At 66.7% G+C, this 15,247-nt stretch carries 14 protein-coding genes; 9 read left to right on the forward strand and 5 right to left on the reverse strand.

Annotation, left to right across the window (positions count from 1 at the left end; all coding sequences use genetic code 11):
• The first annotated feature begins 66 nt into the window (after positions 1 to 66).
• The 6 genes from QRN07_RS17610 (at position 67) to QRN07_RS17635 (ending at position 7,296) form a co-directional block, all read left to right on the forward strand.
• Entirely contained in the window at positions 67 to 972 is a 906-nt protein-coding gene (locus QRN07_RS17610; RefSeq protein ID WP_285241767.1) for a helix-turn-helix transcriptional regulator, read from the forward strand.
• Between the two features lie 797 nt (positions 973 to 1,769).
• The gene (locus tag QRN07_RS17615) at positions 1,770 to 2,888 is read left to right on the forward strand and encodes an ABC transporter substrate-binding protein (RefSeq protein ID WP_285241768.1); all 1,119 of its coding nucleotides are present in this window, start codon (positions 1,770 to 1,772) and stop codon (positions 2,886 to 2,888) included.
• Positions 2,885 to 3,748 carry an ABC transporter permease gene (locus tag QRN07_RS17620; protein WP_285241769.1) on the forward strand — a complete coding sequence of 288 codons (864 nt, stop codon included), beginning with the start codon at positions 2,885 to 2,887 and terminating at the stop codon, positions 3,746 to 3,748. Before QRN07_RS17615 ends, QRN07_RS17620 begins: the two co-directional genes overlap by 4 nt.
• Positions 3,724 to 4,545 (forward strand): ABC transporter ATP-binding protein, encoded by an 822-nt coding sequence (locus QRN07_RS17625; RefSeq protein ID WP_050685583.1) that lies wholly within the window; start codon positions 3,724 to 3,726, stop codon positions 4,543 to 4,545. Before QRN07_RS17620 ends, QRN07_RS17625 begins: the two co-directional genes overlap by 25 nt.
• Before the next feature lie 34 nt (positions 4,546 to 4,579).
• Positions 4,580 to 5,959 (forward strand): LLM class flavin-dependent oxidoreductase, encoded by a 1,380-nt coding sequence (locus QRN07_RS17630; RefSeq protein WP_285241770.1) that lies wholly within the window; start codon positions 4,580 to 4,582, stop codon positions 5,957 to 5,959.
• The gene (locus QRN07_RS17635) at positions 5,959 to 7,296 is read left to right on the forward strand and encodes an LLM class flavin-dependent oxidoreductase (protein WP_056598293.1); all 1,338 of its coding nucleotides are present in this window, start codon (positions 5,959 to 5,961) and stop codon (positions 7,294 to 7,296) included. Before QRN07_RS17630 ends, QRN07_RS17635 begins: the two co-directional genes overlap by 1 nt.
• Before the next feature lie 18 nt (positions 7,297 to 7,314).
• Here QRN07_RS17635 and QRN07_RS17640 read toward each other — a convergent pair whose 3' ends face one another.
• The 5 genes from QRN07_RS17640 to QRN07_RS17660 form a co-directional block, all read right to left on the reverse strand.
• On the reverse strand, positions 7,315 to 8,205 hold the full coding sequence (locus QRN07_RS17640) for a DUF817 domain-containing protein (protein ID WP_285241771.1): 891 nt from the start codon (positions 8,203 to 8,205) through the stop codon (positions 7,315 to 7,317).
• Complete coding sequence (locus QRN07_RS17645) at positions 8,198 to 9,052, reverse strand: oxygenase MpaB family protein (protein WP_285241772.1); 855 nt, start codon at positions 9,050 to 9,052, stop codon at positions 8,198 to 8,200. Before QRN07_RS17645 ends, QRN07_RS17640 begins: the two co-directional genes overlap by 8 nt.
• A gap of 74 nt (positions 9,053 to 9,126) precedes the next feature.
• Positions 9,127 to 10,263: a mandelate racemase/muconate lactonizing enzyme family protein gene (locus QRN07_RS17650; RefSeq protein WP_285241773.1), complete on the reverse strand. Its 1,137-nt coding sequence runs from the start codon at positions 10,261 to 10,263 to the stop codon at positions 9,127 to 9,129.
• Complete coding sequence (locus tag QRN07_RS17655) at positions 10,260 to 11,210, reverse strand: dihydrodipicolinate synthase family protein (protein ID WP_285241774.1); 951 nt, start codon at positions 11,208 to 11,210, stop codon at positions 10,260 to 10,262. The genes QRN07_RS17650 and QRN07_RS17655 overlap by 4 nt, the downstream gene beginning before the upstream one ends.
• Positions 11,207 to 11,872 (reverse strand): GntR family transcriptional regulator, encoded by a 666-nt coding sequence (locus QRN07_RS17660; RefSeq protein ID WP_231686056.1) that lies wholly within the window; start codon positions 11,870 to 11,872, stop codon positions 11,207 to 11,209. The genes QRN07_RS17655 and QRN07_RS17660 overlap by 4 nt, the downstream gene beginning before the upstream one ends.
• A gap of 107 nt (positions 11,873 to 11,979) precedes the next feature.
• Between QRN07_RS17660 and QRN07_RS17665 the strand changes: the two genes are divergently transcribed.
• The 3 genes from QRN07_RS17665 to QRN07_RS17675 are packed head-to-tail and all read left to right on the forward strand — an operon-like array spanning position 11,980 to position 15,167.
• Positions 11,980 to 13,323: an ABC transporter substrate-binding protein gene (locus QRN07_RS17665; RefSeq protein WP_056598305.1), complete on the forward strand. Its 1,344-nt coding sequence runs from the start codon at positions 11,980 to 11,982 to the stop codon at positions 13,321 to 13,323.
• A 3-nt stretch (positions 13,324 to 13,326) separates the two neighbouring features.
• Positions 13,327 to 14,268 carry a carbohydrate ABC transporter permease gene (locus QRN07_RS17670; protein ID WP_050685575.1) on the forward strand — a complete coding sequence of 314 codons (942 nt, stop codon included), beginning with the start codon at positions 13,327 to 13,329 and terminating at the stop codon, positions 14,266 to 14,268.
• Positions 14,265 to 15,167: a carbohydrate ABC transporter permease gene (locus QRN07_RS17675; protein ID WP_285241775.1), complete on the forward strand. Its 903-nt coding sequence runs from the start codon at positions 14,265 to 14,267 to the stop codon at positions 15,165 to 15,167. The genes QRN07_RS17670 and QRN07_RS17675 overlap by 4 nt, the downstream gene beginning before the upstream one ends.
• Positions 15,168 to 15,247 lie beyond the last annotated feature (80 nt).

The raw sequence follows: 15,247 nt of genomic DNA on the forward strand, positions 1-15,247 counted from the left end.
GGCCCTGCTGTAACGGGTTCCAGCAGACCCTCCCTAGGGCCTGCCGTTCCGTCGTAACGTGTCCCTATGGATAACCGAGCCGAGGTCAGGACGTTCCTGGCATCCCGCCGTGCCCGCATCACCCCCGAACAGGCCGGCGTGGAATCCTACGGCGGCCGCCGGCGGGTGCCCGGCCTGCGCCGCGAGGAAGTGGCCCGGCTTGCCGGAGTGAGCGTGGATTACTACACCCGGCTGGAGCGCGGGAACCTCAGCGGCGTCTCGGACAGCGTCCTGGACTCCATTGCCTGGGCGCTGGAACTGGACCGCGCCGAGCACGACCACCTCTACGACCTGGCCCGTGCCGCCACCCCGTCGGGCCGGAAACGTCCTGCGGGAACGGCTCCCGCCGGGGTCCGCCCGGTCCTGCAGCACCTGCTGGACACCATCACCGGAGCGCCGGCGTTCATCGGCAACAACCGGATGGATATTGTGGCTGCCAACACCCTGGGCTACGCCCTCTACGCGGACCTGTACCGCGGGGTGTCCCGCCCGGCCAACCACTCGCGGTTCATCTTCCTGGACCCCCGCGCCCATACCTTTTATACCGATTGGGACCGGGCCGCCAACGTCAACGTGGCCATCCTCCGCCGCGACGCGGGCCGCGCCCCGCACGACAAGGGCATCGCCGAACTGGTGGGTGAGCTGTCCATGCAAAGTGACGAGTTCCGCACCCGCTGGGCGGCGCACAACGTCCGCCGGCACTACTCGGGCACCAAATTCTTCCAGCACCCGGTGGTAGGGCTGCTCGAACTGGACTACCAGGTCCTGGACCTGGGTGAAGACCCCGGCCACACCCTGACCGTCTACCCTGCAGTCCCCGGCAGCCCGTCGGAAGAGGCCCTGAAGCTCCTGGCATCGTGGGCCGTGACCGAGAAAATCGTCGAGCGGGCCAGGGAGCAGGTCCGTACAGGGGCCGGCAGCCAGCCGGGGTAGACCTCGCGGGCACGTGATCTCCGCAAGCCGGCACGTTTCCCTCGAAAGGTCAGGCGCGGGCCGCCAGTCACATGAACCCGCGTTGCGGTCCGTGGCGCCCGATTGCCGTCAGAGCCCTCCCGATGGCGCAATAAGAAGCGGCGTTTCCTCCCGTTTCGCCTCCATTGCAGCATGCTGGCCAAGGCCTGCTGAACCGTGCTTAAGTGTTGGAACAGCCGGTCCCAAGGTGTACCGGAAGCAAGGAAGCGACAAAGGAGGACCGATTGCCAGGCACCATCACAACCGCACCCGGCAGCAGCCACGCCTCGCCGTTTTTCCGCACCCCGCTGCCTGGTTTCCGGCGGTCCACCCACTACCGGCGGCAGTCGTGGTGTCTGTCGTCCACCGGCAGCCGGCGTCGAATGTGTCCGGCCTCCTGATCTCCGCCTAGCGGCCCCGCCCGGCCTTCCCGATCCGCCCGCCGCCGTCCCACTTCCAAATCCGGCAGAGCAAACCTGACGGAGTAAATCCAACAGGCAAACCCAACAGGCAAGGCCGGCACGGCACCTAAGACAGGCACGACAACAGGCAGCCCCTGACCGTGCGGACCGTTCTCCAGCGGTTCTCTTCTCCGGTTTCCCTGGTCGGCCGCCTGGCCCTGGCACGTTCCGAAACCAACGCCAGGGTCTGCGCAGTTCGTACCCAGCCCTATCCGGCACCGCCCGGTTGCCGGCCGGGCGGGTTTGTCGCACCCAAAAACCTGCGGTTCCCCTTGTTTTTGACCCAAATTTCCAGCCCTCGTCCCCGAAAGGCACACCATGTCCTTGACACCCTCCCCGCCGCCGCTGGGTATCTCCCGGCACCCGTTGACCCGCCGCCGCGCCCTCGCCGCGCTCCTGGCGATTCCAGCCGTCGGCCTCCTGACTGCCTGCGGCGGCGCCGCCACTGCCGGCAACCAGCCCTCTGACCGGGTGTCGTTCGCGCCGCTGGAAACGTCGGTCCCGGCCGGCACCACCATCACCGTGGGTGATCCCAGCATCAAGGTGGCCCTGGAACTGTCAGGACTGGGCAAAGAGCTGGAGGGCATCAACGTAGCGTTCGCCAACATCTCCGGCGGCCCGCAAACCACCGAAGCCTTCCGGGCCAACGCCCTGGATGTGGGCTCTGTGGCCGACATCCCGCCCATCCATGCAACCTGGACCGGCCTGGACGTCCGCATCATCGCCAGTGCCTACCGGCAGGATGCGGTGAACCATCCGCTCTACGAACTGGGTATTGCACCGGAATCCGGCATCAAAAAGCTGGAAGACCTCCGCGGCAAAAAGGTGGCGTACAGCCCCGGGCAGGCCCAGGGCGCCCTGGTGCTGCGTATCCTGGAAAAAGCAGGGCTGGCCCAGGACGACGTCAAACTGGTGGAACTGCCCAGCAACGGCGACGCTTACTCCTCAGCATTGTCCAGCCGGCAGGTGGACGCGGCCCCCCTGGGCGGTGTCCAGATCAAGCGTTACCTGGCCAAGTACGGCGCCGACGGTGCCAGTACCCTCCGCCACGGCCTTCGCGACGACCCCGGCCACCTGTATTCGCCCGCCACCGTCCTGGCCGACCCCGCCAAGGCAGCAGCCCTGGCCAAGTATGCGGAGGTCTGGGGCAAAGCCCAGCGCTGGGTCGAGGACCACCCGAAGGAATGGCTCGAGGGCTACTACATCAAGGACCAGGGCCTGTCCGCCGCGGACGGCCAGTACCTGATCGACGCAGCCGGCCGGCGGGACGTCCCCACTTCCTGGACCGAAGCCATCGCCAGGCACCAGCAAACGATTGACCTGCTGTCCCGGGAGCAGAAAAAACCGCACCTCAACGCCGCTGACCTCTATGACACCCGCTTCGAAGCGATCGCAGGCACTGCCTTCGCCGAAGCTGCCAAGGGAGGCACCCAGTGAGCGCCGCCCCCGTACTGGAACGCCCCGCCGTCGAACCCCACCAGGACCCCGCCCTCGCCGGCCGCGACGACGTCCGGCCTACCGGCAAAAGGTTAGGACCCGGGCGACGACGGCGACTCGCCTGGCTGCTGGGCCCCTCGGCGTTGCTGCTGCTCTGGACCGCCGGCTCGGCAACGGGCCTGCTGGACCCCAGGATCCTGTCCGAGCCATGGACGGTGGTGGCCACCGCAGGTGAGCTGCTGGCCGACGGGCGTCTGCAGGAAAACCTGGCCATCTCTGCCCAGCGCGCCCTGCTGGGGCTGTTCTTCGGCACGCTGGTGGGTGCGGTCCTGGCCCTGCTCGCCGGGCTCAGCCGTGTGGGCGAGGCGCTCATCGACGGGCCCGTCCAAATCAAGCGGGCAATCCCCGGCCTGGCCCTGATCCCGCTCCTGATCCTGTGGTTCGGGATCGACGAGACCATGAAGGTCCTCACCATCACGCTTGGCGTTTTCGTCCCGGTCTACCTCCAGACGCACGCCGGCCTGCGGGGCATCGACCTCCGCTATGTGGAACTGGCGCAGACCGTGGGCCTGAGCCGGGCAGGCTTTATCCGCCGCGTGGTCCTGCCCGGCGCCCTCCCCGGATTCTTCCTGGGGCTGCGCTTCGCGGTCACCGGCGCGTGGGTGTCCCTGGTGGTGGTGGAACAGATCAACGCCACCAGCGGCATCGGCTACATGATGGAGCTCGCCCGCACCTACGGCCAAACCAACATCATCGTTTTGGGCCTGGCCGTCTACGGCATCCTGGGCCTGCTGTCCGACGGCACCGTCCGCTTCATCGAACGAAAGGCACTCTCATGGCAACGCACGTTGGCGGGCTGACCCGTACCGCCCCTCCCATTTCCGGATCCGCGGCATCCGCGGACTCCCGGGCGGCAGTGTCCGTCCGCGGCCTGATCCGCAGTTTCGGTCCCAAGGGCGTCCTGAACGGCGTGGACCTTGACATCGCCCCCGGCGAATTCGTGGCACTCCTGGGACCCAGCGGCTGCGGCAAAAGCACCCTGCTCCGCGCCCTCGCCGGATTGGACCACGACGTCCGAGGCAGCGGTGTCATCACCGTCCCGGACCGGGTCTCCGTGGTCTTCCAGGACTCGAGACTGCTGCCCTGGGACACCGTCCTGGGCAACGTCACCCTGGGTCTGCGGGAGCACGACGCCGAGGCACGGTCCCGCAGGGCACTCGCCGAAGTGGGACTCGCCGGCCGGGAAAAGTCCTGGCCGCACGAGCTGTCCGGCGGCGAACAGCAGCGGGTGGCGTTGGCCCGGTCCCTGGTCCGGGAACCGCAGCTGCTCCTGGCCGACGAACCGTTCGGCGCCCTGGACGCCCTCACCCGCATCCGGATGCACGGGCTTCTGCAGGACCTTGTGGCCGCGCACCGCCCGGCTGTCCTGCTGGTCACGCACGACGTGGACGAGGCCATTGCCCTGGCCCACCGGATCGTGGTCCTGGACAGCGGCCGGGTGGCCACCGTCCGGACTGTCTCGCCGGACGTTGGTTCGGCGGCCGACGCCGCCGGGCACGAAGCCTTGCGTCGGGACCTCCTCGCCGCGCTGGGCGTGGTCCCCGCACCTGGTGCCCAGCCCACCACGCCTGCTGCACCAGCCGCCGTCGGCCATTGAAATCCCAGCCTTCCATCTTCCCAAGGAGTACCCCATGAGTTCCAGCCCCGGATCCCCGCAGCGCCAGCTTCACCTCAATGCCTTCCTGATGAGCACCGGCCACCACGAAGCGTCGTGGCGGTTGCCCGAAAGCGACCCCCTGGCCAGCACCGATGTGGAGCATTACCGGAAGCTGGCCCGCACGGCCGAGCGCGGCAAGCTTGATTCCATCTTTTTCGCCGACTCCCCCGTCCTGTTCGGCGAGGTGGGCCGTCGGCCCGCCGGCAAGCTGGAACCCACGGTCCTCCTCACCGCGATTGCCGGCGCCACCGAACGGATAGGGCTGATTGCCACCGCCTCCACCACCTACAACGAGCCGTACAACCTGGCCCGCCGCTTCGCCTCGGTGGACTGGGCCAGCGGCGGGCGGGTCGGCTGGAACGTGGTCACCACCGCCGGACCGGACGCGGCCCGGAACTTCGGCGTGGATGACCAGCCCGCCCACGCCGTCCGGTACGAGCGGGCTGCTGAGTTCATCGAGGTGGCAAAGAAGCTCTGGGACAGCTGGGACGACGACGCTGTTGTCGCCGACAAGGCGGAGGGCGTGTGGGGGGACGGGGAACGGATCCGCGTGATCGACCATCACGGCAGCCACTTCAAGGTCCGCGGCCCGCTCAACGTGCCGCGCCCACCGCAGGGGCACCCGCTGATTGTGCAGGCAGGTTCCTCCGAGGACGGCAAGGACCTCGCCGCCCGGTACGCGGACGCCGTCTTCACCGCCCACCAGACCCTTGCCGACGCGCAGGCGTTCTACGCGGACCTCAAGACCAGGACGGCCGCGGCAGGACGGAATCCGGACGCCATCAAAATCCTTCCCGGCATCGTCCCGGTCATCGGCGCCACCGAGGCGGAGGCGCTGGAGCTGGAGCGTGAGCTGGACCGGCTGATCAAGCCGGAGTACGCCCGGCTCCAGCTGGCTAAAACCCTTCGTGTGGCGCCCGAGGACCTGGCCCTGGACCGGAAACTGCCGGACAACCTGCCCAGCGAGGACCAGATCGAGGGCGCCAAGAGCAGGTACACCCTGATCGTGCAGCTGGCCCGGCGCGAACGCCTCACCGTGCGCCAGCTGATCGGGCGCCTGGGTGGCGGCCGGGGGCACCGGACCTTCACCGGCACCCCTGTCCAGGTGGCGGACGCCATCCAGGAATGGTTCGACGGTGTCGCTGCGGACGGCTTCAACATCATGCCCCCGGTCCTGCCGTCCGGCCTGGAAACGTTTGTGGACCAGGTGGTGCCCATCCTGCAGGAGCGCGGCCTGTTCCGGACCGAGTACACGGGAAGCACGCTGCGGGAGCACTACGGCCTGGAACGCCCGGCCAACCAATACGCCGGCACCACTGCCCCCGTGCTCGCCTCGGTGGGGGCGGCGCTGTAATGGGCCGGCAGCTCAAACTCAACCTCTTTATTTATCCCGGCGGCCACCACGAGGCAGCCTGGCGGCACCCGAAATCCGCCACGGACCGGCTGCTGGACATCCGGTTCTACCAGGAACTGGCGCAGCGGGCCGAGCGGGCCAAGCTGGACGCCGTGTTTTACGCGGACGGCCCGGCGCTGGAGAGCAACGTCCGGTTCGCCACCCGCTTCCGGATCGAACCGTTCACCTGGCTGTCAGCGATCGCGGTGGCCACCGAACGGATCGGCCTGATCGGCACCGCCAGCACCACCTACCTGGAACCGTACAACGCCGCCCGGCTCTTCGCCTCGCTGGACCACATCAGCGGCGGCCGGGCCGGCTGGAACATCGTCACCACCGGCGCGGAACGGGCGGCCCAAAACTTCGGCCTGGACCAGCATCCGCCCCACGCCGAGCGGTACGCCCGGGCCGAGGAGTTTGTCCAGGTCACAGGCAAGCTATGGGACAGCTGGGAGGATGACGCGGTGGTGGCCGACGCCGGTACCGGGGTTTTCGCCGACACGTCACGGATCCACGCGATTGACCATGAGGGCGGCTACTTCCGCGTGGCCGGCGCCTTGAACACGCCCCGGACCCCGCAGGGCCGGCCGGTGCACGTCCAGGCCGGGTCGTCCCCCGAAGGCACCGCGTTTGCAGCCCGGCACGCCGAAGCCGTCTTCACCGCGCATCAAAGCCTTGCCAGCGGCCAGGCGTTTTATGCCGACATCAAAGCCCAGGCGGCAGCCCTGGGACGCGACCCGGACCAGCTCCTGGTGCTGCCCGGCATCAGCCCCTACCTGGGCTCCACGGAAGCAGAAGCCAAAGCCCTCAAGCAGGAGTTCGATGAGCTTACCCAGCCTGAATACGGGCTGGGCATCCTGCGGAATCTCCTGGGGGTTGACCTGTCAGGCGCGGACCTGGACCAGCCGTTCCCGCCGGATCTGCTGGCCGGGGCGGAAGGGTTGGCCAGCAGCCGCAGCCAGCTGGTCCTTGACGTCATCCGCCGGGAACAGCCCACCGTCCGGGAGGTCCTGCACCGGTATGCCGGCGCCCGCGGACACTACGTCTTTGCCGGCACTCCGGTCCAGGTGGCGGACGAGATCCAGCGCTGGTTTGAACAGGGCGCCGCGGACGGGTTCAACATCATGCCGCCGTGGCTGCCGGGAGGCTTCGACGCCTTCGCGGACGAAGTGGTCCCCATCCTGCAGGCCCGTGGCCTGTTCCGCACCGAGTACACCAGCACCACCCTCCGCGGGCACTTCGGCCTGGACCGTCCCGCCAGCCAGTACAGCCGCGGACTCCTGGCGGCCCGGGGCTGACGCCGCGGGAAAGGGGCGTCAGGGCAGCGACATCTTCGGGGCAGGGGCGTCGCTGCCCACCGTGGCGGGCGGCTGGGGTTTGTACACCCAGGCCACCAGCACCACCGAAATGATCATCAGCAGGAACCAGGACACCAGCTTTTCCAGGCCCACGGGTTGCCAGCCGTCCACCTGGCTGGGGTAGAGCCACGCACCGGACCAGGTGGCGATGTTCTCCGCGACCCAGATGAACAGCGCCACCAGCAGGAAGGAGAGCACCAGCGGCATCCTGAACTCCCGGCGGAACACCCGGAAATGCATCACGCAGCGACCGTAAATGATCACGACGGCGGCCAACAGCAGCCAGCGCAGGTCCCAGATGTAGTGGTGGGTGAAGAAATTCGCGTAGATGCCAATGCCCAGCAGCGCCGTGATCCAGCGGGGCGGGTAGTTGGCAAACTTGAGGTCGAACAGCCGGTACACCCGCACCATGTAGGAGCCCACCGCAGCGTACATAAAGCCGCTGAACAGGGGCACCGCGCCGATCCGCAGGACGCCCTCCGCCTCATAGGCCCACGAGCCGACGTCCGTTTTGAAGAGCTCCATCACCGTTCCCACCAGGTGGAACAGGATGATGACACGCAACTCCCGCAGGGTTTCCAGCCGGAAGGCCACCATCAGGATCTGGATAACGACGGCGGCCAGTGTCAGGAAGTCGTTCCTGGCCAGTCCTGCGCTGTCCGGGTACCAGAGCCGGGCCGCCATCAGGACCACCAGGAGTGCGGCGCCGAAGATGCAGGCCCAGCCTTGTTTGAGGCCAAAAACCACAAACTCGGTGAGTTTTGACCGGGCACCGCCGGCAGGCGCCGTGGCCAGGAACCGGCGTGCCCTCGCGTCGATCCGCTGCTCAACGGTGGTGGCACTACGCACGGTGTTCCTGCTTTTTCGGGTTGCGGGGTTTCGGGTTGCCAGGGTTTGGTTTACCGGATTTTGGTTTACCGGTCTGCGGCTTGTCCAGGCTGGCCAGGCAGTAATCCTTGAACCAGTGCCGGAGGCGGCGCGGCAGCCGCGGATAGGTGACCGCGAGCGCGCGCAGGGTCCGGTGGAAACGCCGTTCGTGGCCCTCGCTCCACGGCAGCCCGAAGTCCTTCCGCAGCTGGTCCGGCAGCAGTCCGGCGGTGAGGAACCGGGCCAGCGGCATCACGGCGCGGTACCAGAGCGGTGCCTGCTCCGGATACAGCAGGCCCCGGCCCACACGGACGGCGGCGGCGTCGGCCCGCAGCGAGCCGAGCTGTCCGTCCCAGTACTGCGCAAAGGCGGCCCGGTCCGCCGGCCACTTGTGCGCGGGAAGCTGCAGGGCTGTGCCGAGTTTCGCGTAGTCGCGGTACATCGCGTCGGCGGTGTCGGCGTCGGGTGCGCCGTAGATTTCGGTGATGATGACGTTGGCCGTGTCGTAGAGGGTGGCGGCCACCCAAAGCTGCGCATCGGCGTCGTACGCGTTGTAGCCCCTGGCCGATGCGTCGGCATCACGCCGGACGGGGGCGTGCGCCTTGTTGACACGGCGCCGGACCTCGCGGACCTGCTCCTCGGAGCCGTAGACCACCGCGTAGACGTAGGTGAGGGTGCCCATCAGGCGGCTGATGGGCCGGTGCGTAAACGTGCTGTGCTCGGCCACACCGTGGCCCACTGCCGGGTTGGCGATCTGCAGCAGGATGGCCCTGCCCGCGCCGGCGAGCAGGATGCCTTCAGCGCCCAGATGGGCTATTCCCCGCTCCATCCCAACAGGCTACCGGAGGCAGGCCTGCCGGGCCGCCCGGCTGGAGCGGGGACCCGCCCGGCCGGGCGGGCGGCTCAGCAGAAGGCGAGCGACCCGTCCGGGCGGACCGGCAAGGTGCGTTCCCAGTGGATGTAGTCGTCTTCCGCCAGGGTGGACTCGTCGATCTCGATCCCCCACCCGGGCCGGTCCGGCCGCAGTTCAAGGTGCCCGTTCACCGGCAGGTACGGATCGGGGCACCAGGTGGTTTCCTCCAGCTTGTATTCAAGGATGGAGAAGTTGCTGCAGGCGGCGGCGAAGTGAAGGTTGTGGGCCACGGCCAGCGGGCCCATGGGGTTGTGCGGGGCCACCATGGTGAAGTGCGCTTCGGCGATCGTGGCGATCCTGCGCATCTGCGAGATCCCGCCCACCACGCAGATGTCCGGCTGGATGATGTCGGCTCCCCCGCCCGTGAGCAGGCTGAGGAACTCGTTGCTGGAATACAGGCTTTCGCCGGTGGCCAGCGGCACTTTGAGCTCGGACCGCAGCCGGTGCCAGGCCGGGAAGTATTCGGGCCTGATCGGTTCCTCAAAAAAGAGCGGCTGGTAGGGCGCCAGTTCGTTGCCCAGCTGGACCGCCTGGTACGGCTCGAAAATCTTGGCATGCGCGTCGAACGCGAAGTCCCACTCATCGGGGCAGGCTTCGCGGACTGCACCGAAGTACTCCGCCGTTTCGTTGACCACCGCACCCCAGCGCCGGTTATGGATGTCGCCCCGGAACGGGCTGAGCTTGAAGGCGGTGAACCCGAACTGCTCATTCAGGCCGGTTGTAACGTCCCTGCACTCCGCGGGGTCCGGCGCCGAGTAGACACCTGCATAGACGGCAACCCTGTCCCGGACGGCACCGCCGAGCAGCCCGTACACGGGAAGGTTGACAGCTTTGGCGGCGATGTCCCACAGCGCGTGGTCGATGGCGGAGATCGCGGCCAGGCCCAGCGCCCCCTGCGGAAACCGTGCCATCCGGATGAGCTTTTGGGTCAGGAACTCGATCCGCCGGGGATCCTGGCCCTTAACCTGCTCGAACATGTAGTCCAGCATGGGCACCAGGGCCCAGTCCGGTCCGTGGTTGTAGGCCTCGCCCCAGCCGGACAGGCCCTCATCCGTGTCGACGCGCAGGAGCAGCCGCGGCCGGTTGCCCACCCGCTGCATAAAGGTCTTGAATCCGGTGATTTTCATGTGTGGGCTCCTGCCGCTGCGTGGATCGGCTGGCCCTGGTCCGCAGCGGTGCAGCCCCATTCGGACAGGATCCCCGCGATTTCGGTGCGGGCCTGATGGTTGAGCTCGTGGCTGGGTGGCCTGATGGTGCGGTTGCACAGACCCAGCTGGGCCAGGGCTTCCTTGATGACGCTGACATTGTTGGCGGAGCTGTCCTCGGCGCGCAGCTCCTCAAATCGGGAGATGCTGGCCAGCATGTCCCTGGCGGCCGGGTAATCCTGCGTCCGCAGGGCGTCCCGCAACGCCAACGAAAGCCGTGGGTTGACGTTGACCAGGCCTGAGGTGAAGCCTTCGGCGCCGTGGACGGCGTAGGACAGGGCGTACGGTTCCGCGAGGCCGGCGATCCATACAAACCTGTCCGGCCCGGCCAGGTCCCGGATCCGGGCAAACTGCGTCACGTCCGGGACGGCGTATTTGATGCCGACGACGTTGGGGCACCGGCCTGCCAGTTCCACCAGCATGGCCGGGGTCACCCAGGCGCTGCGGATATAGAGGACAAAGGCCACGCCAGGGGCGGCCGAGGCGATCTGCGCGTGGTAGTCCACCCAGCCCAGCGGTGAAACGTGCGGATGGACCGGCTGGTGGATCATAACCATCCTGATGCCGGCCTCTTCGCCCGCCTTCACGTCCGCGACTGCTGTGGCAACGTCGTGTCCCACCCCGAGGAGCAGGAAGGCTTCCGCCCCCACTTCTTCGGCGGCGGCTGTGATCAGCTGACGGCGCTCTGCGGCAGTGAGGGCGTAGAACTCACTGGTGTTGCCGTTGGGGGTGATGGTGGTGACGCCGCTGCTGACCAGCCGGCGCAGCAGCTTCCGGAAGCTGCCCAGGTCCAGTGCACCGTCCTGGTACGGCGTGACCGGAATGGCAACTACATCTGCCAATGCGGTGCGGAGCTCAGAGAACGTCATCGTTTTCCCCCGACTATCTGTCCGATTGCCCGGACCTCGAAACTGTGGATGTGGTTTAGGACCAGTTCGCCGGCCCGGCCGGCGTCGCCGTTCCGTGCTGCGGCGAGGATTTCGGCGTGCTCGGCGGCTTCCGAATCCCAGGAGGGCAGCCGGGTCCAGGCGTTGACGGAGATGAGGGCAGTCTGCTCACGCAGGCCGTCCAGCATGTCCACCAGGACGGGGTTGCCGCAGTTGGAATACAGGAGCTGGTGGAAGTCGCGGTTGGCGAGGCTGCGCTCGGCCTCATCCTCTGAGGAGGTGGCCCGGTCCAGGGCCTGCTGGGCGAGTTCGACGTCGAACCCGCGCTCCACGGTCCGGGCCACCGCCACTGGTTCCAGCAGGGTCCGGACGTCGAAGATGCTGCGGGCCATCGCTTCGTCCACCACGCGCACCGTTGCGCCCTTGTACTCGCTCATGGTGACCAGGCCGGCACCGGCGAGGGTCTTCAAGGCCTCCCGGACAGGCGTTTTGGAGATCCCGAAGCTGCGCGCCAGGTCCGTTTCCACCAAAGGCTGCCCGGCAGGCAACTCACCTGTGAGGATCGAGCGCCGAAGGGCTTCAACAACGAGACCCGTCCGGGAGGAGGAGAGCAGCGGCCCGGGCTGCATGGCGTTCGTAGTCACAGTAAATTCCTTTCCATAAACATCAGCATATCAGGTGTATCGTATGTAGTATACGATGTACGAAGCACGACATGGCCGGCTTCACATCGCCACTTGAGAGGAACGCAATGAAGCGTACGGATAATGCCCAGTCCCCGACCCGGAGCCGCAAGGGCAGGACAGCACTTGCCCTGGCAGCCATCATGGCTTCCACACTGGCGCTGGGTGCCTGCGGTTCAGGCAGCACAGGGGCCAGCGACTCCGGGGAAGTTGTCCTGGAGCTCTGGGACACGGACACCCGCCCCGAGCGGACCGAGAACCTGAAAAAACTGATCAGCATGTTTGAGGCCAAAAACCCCGGCATCAAGGTCAACTACCTGGGGTTGCCCACCGACTCCTACATGCAGAAGATCAGCACCGCCATTGCCACCAAGGCCACCCCGGACCTGGTGACCCCCAAGGCGTCGGACGTTTCAGCCCTTGTCGCCCAGGGCGCCCTGGCACCCCTGGACCAGGACTTCAAGGACGGCGGATGGGAAGAAAAGATTTCCCCCGCCATGACCAAGTCCTCCAAGGCAGCCTCACCCGATGGGAAGCTCTACCTGACCCCGGCCACCAGCCTCGCCGACGTCATCTACTACCGCTCCGATTTCATGAAGGACGCCGGCTTGTCGGCTCCCGCATCCTGGGACGACTTCTACACGGCAGCGGACAAGCTGACGGACAAGGGCGCAGGGAAATTCGGCTATACCCTCCGCGGCGGCAACGGGTTCTTCTCCCAGTTTGTCCAGATGGTCTACCCGCAGTCCGGCGTGGACACGTTCTTCCGCGAGGACGGAACCTCCACCCTTGACGATCCGGCAGTTGTTGCCGCGGCCCAGAAATACGTGGACCTTTACGGCAAGGACACCGCCGGAAGCGACCTGACCGCGGACTTCAAAACCATGGTGGCGCAGTTCGGCGCCGGCGGCGCTGCAATGCTCAGCCACAGCATCGGTTCCTACCCCACCCACGTTGCCGCCATCGGCGCGGACAAGATCGGCGCCGTGGCACCGTTCCCCGCGGACAACGGCAAAACCGTGCTCACCGGCCGCATGACCACCGGGTTCTCGATGTTCCAGGCAAGTCCCCACAAGGAAGCCGCCTGGAAGTTCCTTGAATACACCATGAGCGATGAAGGCAACAGCTTCTGGGCCCAGAAGTCCGGCTACCTCCCGGGCAACCTCGAAGTGGCCAAGGAAACCTGGGTTACCGAAAACCCGGCCATGCAGGCCTCCGTAAAAGCCGTTGAGGACAGCAAGGCCGTGGTCCTGGAACAGCCGTTCTACCTGCCCGAGTTCAACTCCATCACCACCACGGACATGCTTCCGGAGTGGCAGCGGGTGCTCCAGGGCGACCTTTCCGTGAAGGACTTCCTGACCCAGTCCGCGGAGAAACTCACCAAAGCCCAGCAGAAGCACGCGAAGAAGTAGGCCATGGCCCTGATCGCCCAGAAACAAAAGCCCGGCAGGCCGCCGGCCGCCACGCCGCGCAAGCGAGCGAACAGGTCGCGGCGCCTGTACCCCTACCTCCTGATCGCGCCCGCCGCGATCCTGACGCTCGTGTTCCTGGTCTACCCGGTGGGCAGCGTCTTCTACTACAGCCTGCAGCACTCCAACGTCACCCAGCCCTGGGACGACGGGTTTGCCGGCTTCGAGAACTTCATCGCGATGGGTTCGGACCCGCTGTTCTGGCGGAGCCTTTCCTTCACCGCCCAGTGGGTGGTGGTGGAAGTGGGGCTTCAGTTTGTCTTCGGGCTCGCGCTGGCCCTGCTCATCAACAAGTCGTTCATCGGCCGCGGGCTGGCCCGATCCCTGGTCTTTTCCCCCTGGGCCGTGTCAGGCATCCTGACCACCACCATCTGGATCCTGATCTACAACCCGTCCACCGGCGTCGGCCGCTATCTTGCCGACATGGGCATCGGCGAATACGGCGTGTCCCTCCTGGCAGGCAGCGACACCACGTTCTGGGCCCTGGTGCTCGCCGAAATGTGGAAGGGCATCCCGTTCTTCGCCATCCTCATCCTGGCCGATCTCCAGTCAGTGTCCCTGGAGCTGTACGAGTCCGCGGACGTTGACGGCGCCGGGACCTGGCGGAAGTTTGTGTCCATCACCTGGCCGCATATCCGGCAGGCCGTTGTGGTGGCCACGCTGCTGCGGGCGGTCTGGGAATTCAACAACGTTGACCTCCTGTACACACTGACCGGCGGCGGGCCGGCAAGCTCCACCACCACCCTGCCGCTCTATGTGGCGCAAACGGCCATCCACGACCGCGACTTCGGCTACGGGTCCGCCCTGACCGTGGTGGCATTCCTGATCCTGACCTTCTTCTCGCTGGTCTATCTGCGCATCACCAAGTCAAAGGAGGATGACAAGTGACCTCGCTGCTTCCCAAAGCGCATGCCGCTGGCCGTGCCATCGCGCCGGTACCGATACCGGCCCGGCCCATCAGCAAGCTCAAGGCACGCCAACGCCGGATCGACCGCGTCCTGACCTACGTGCCGCTGGCACTGTTCCTGATCTTCACCCTTGTGCCGTTCTACTGGATGCTGCTTTTCGCGTTCCGACCCACGGGATCCACCTCGCTGGTCCCCTGGCCCATCACCTTCGAGCACTTCGAAACGGTCTGGAACGGCTCCGGATTCGGCATCTACTTCAAAAACAGCCTGTTTGTGGCCGTGATGAGCCTGCTGTGCTCAACGGTCATCGCGCTGCTGGGCGGTTACGCCCTGGCACGCTTCAGGTTCCGGGGCAAGACGCTGTTCCTCGTGGCCATGCTGTGCACCCAGTTTGTTCCCGGGGCCATGATGCTGATCCCGCTTTTCGAGATCTTCAACGCCGTGGGCCTGACCAACAGCCTCTGGAGCCTCATCATCTCCGACACGGTGTTCCACCTGCCGCTGTCACTGATCCTGATGTCCGGCTTCATCCGCAACGTGCCGGTGGAGCTGGAGGAGGCCGCCTGGGTGGACGGCTGCACCCGCATCCAGGCGTTCCGGCTGGTGGTCCTTCCCCTGCTGAAACCCGGCATTGTGGCCGTTGGTTCCTTTGCCTTCATCAGTGCCTGGAACAACTTCCTCTTCGCCATCATGTTCATCAGCAGCCAGGACCAGTTCACGGTTCCCGTGGGCCTGAGCTACCTGCTGGGAGAGTTCGGCGCCGACTTCGGCGCCCTGGCCGCCGGCGGCGTCATTGCCATCATTCCCGTGGTGCTCCTGTTCGCCTACGTGCAGAAGTTCCTGGTCCAGGGACTCAGCGCCGGTGCGGTCAAGGGCTGAGCCCGGACCCGTTCGAAGTGTCGGGGCCGGCTGCCGGGTGGCGGCCGGCCCCAACGATGCTTTCCCGTATCCCCACACCC

This window comes from Pseudarthrobacter sp. MEB009 (genome assembly GCF_030208875.1).
Lineage (GTDB): Bacteria > Actinomycetota > Actinomycetes > Actinomycetales > Micrococcaceae > Arthrobacter.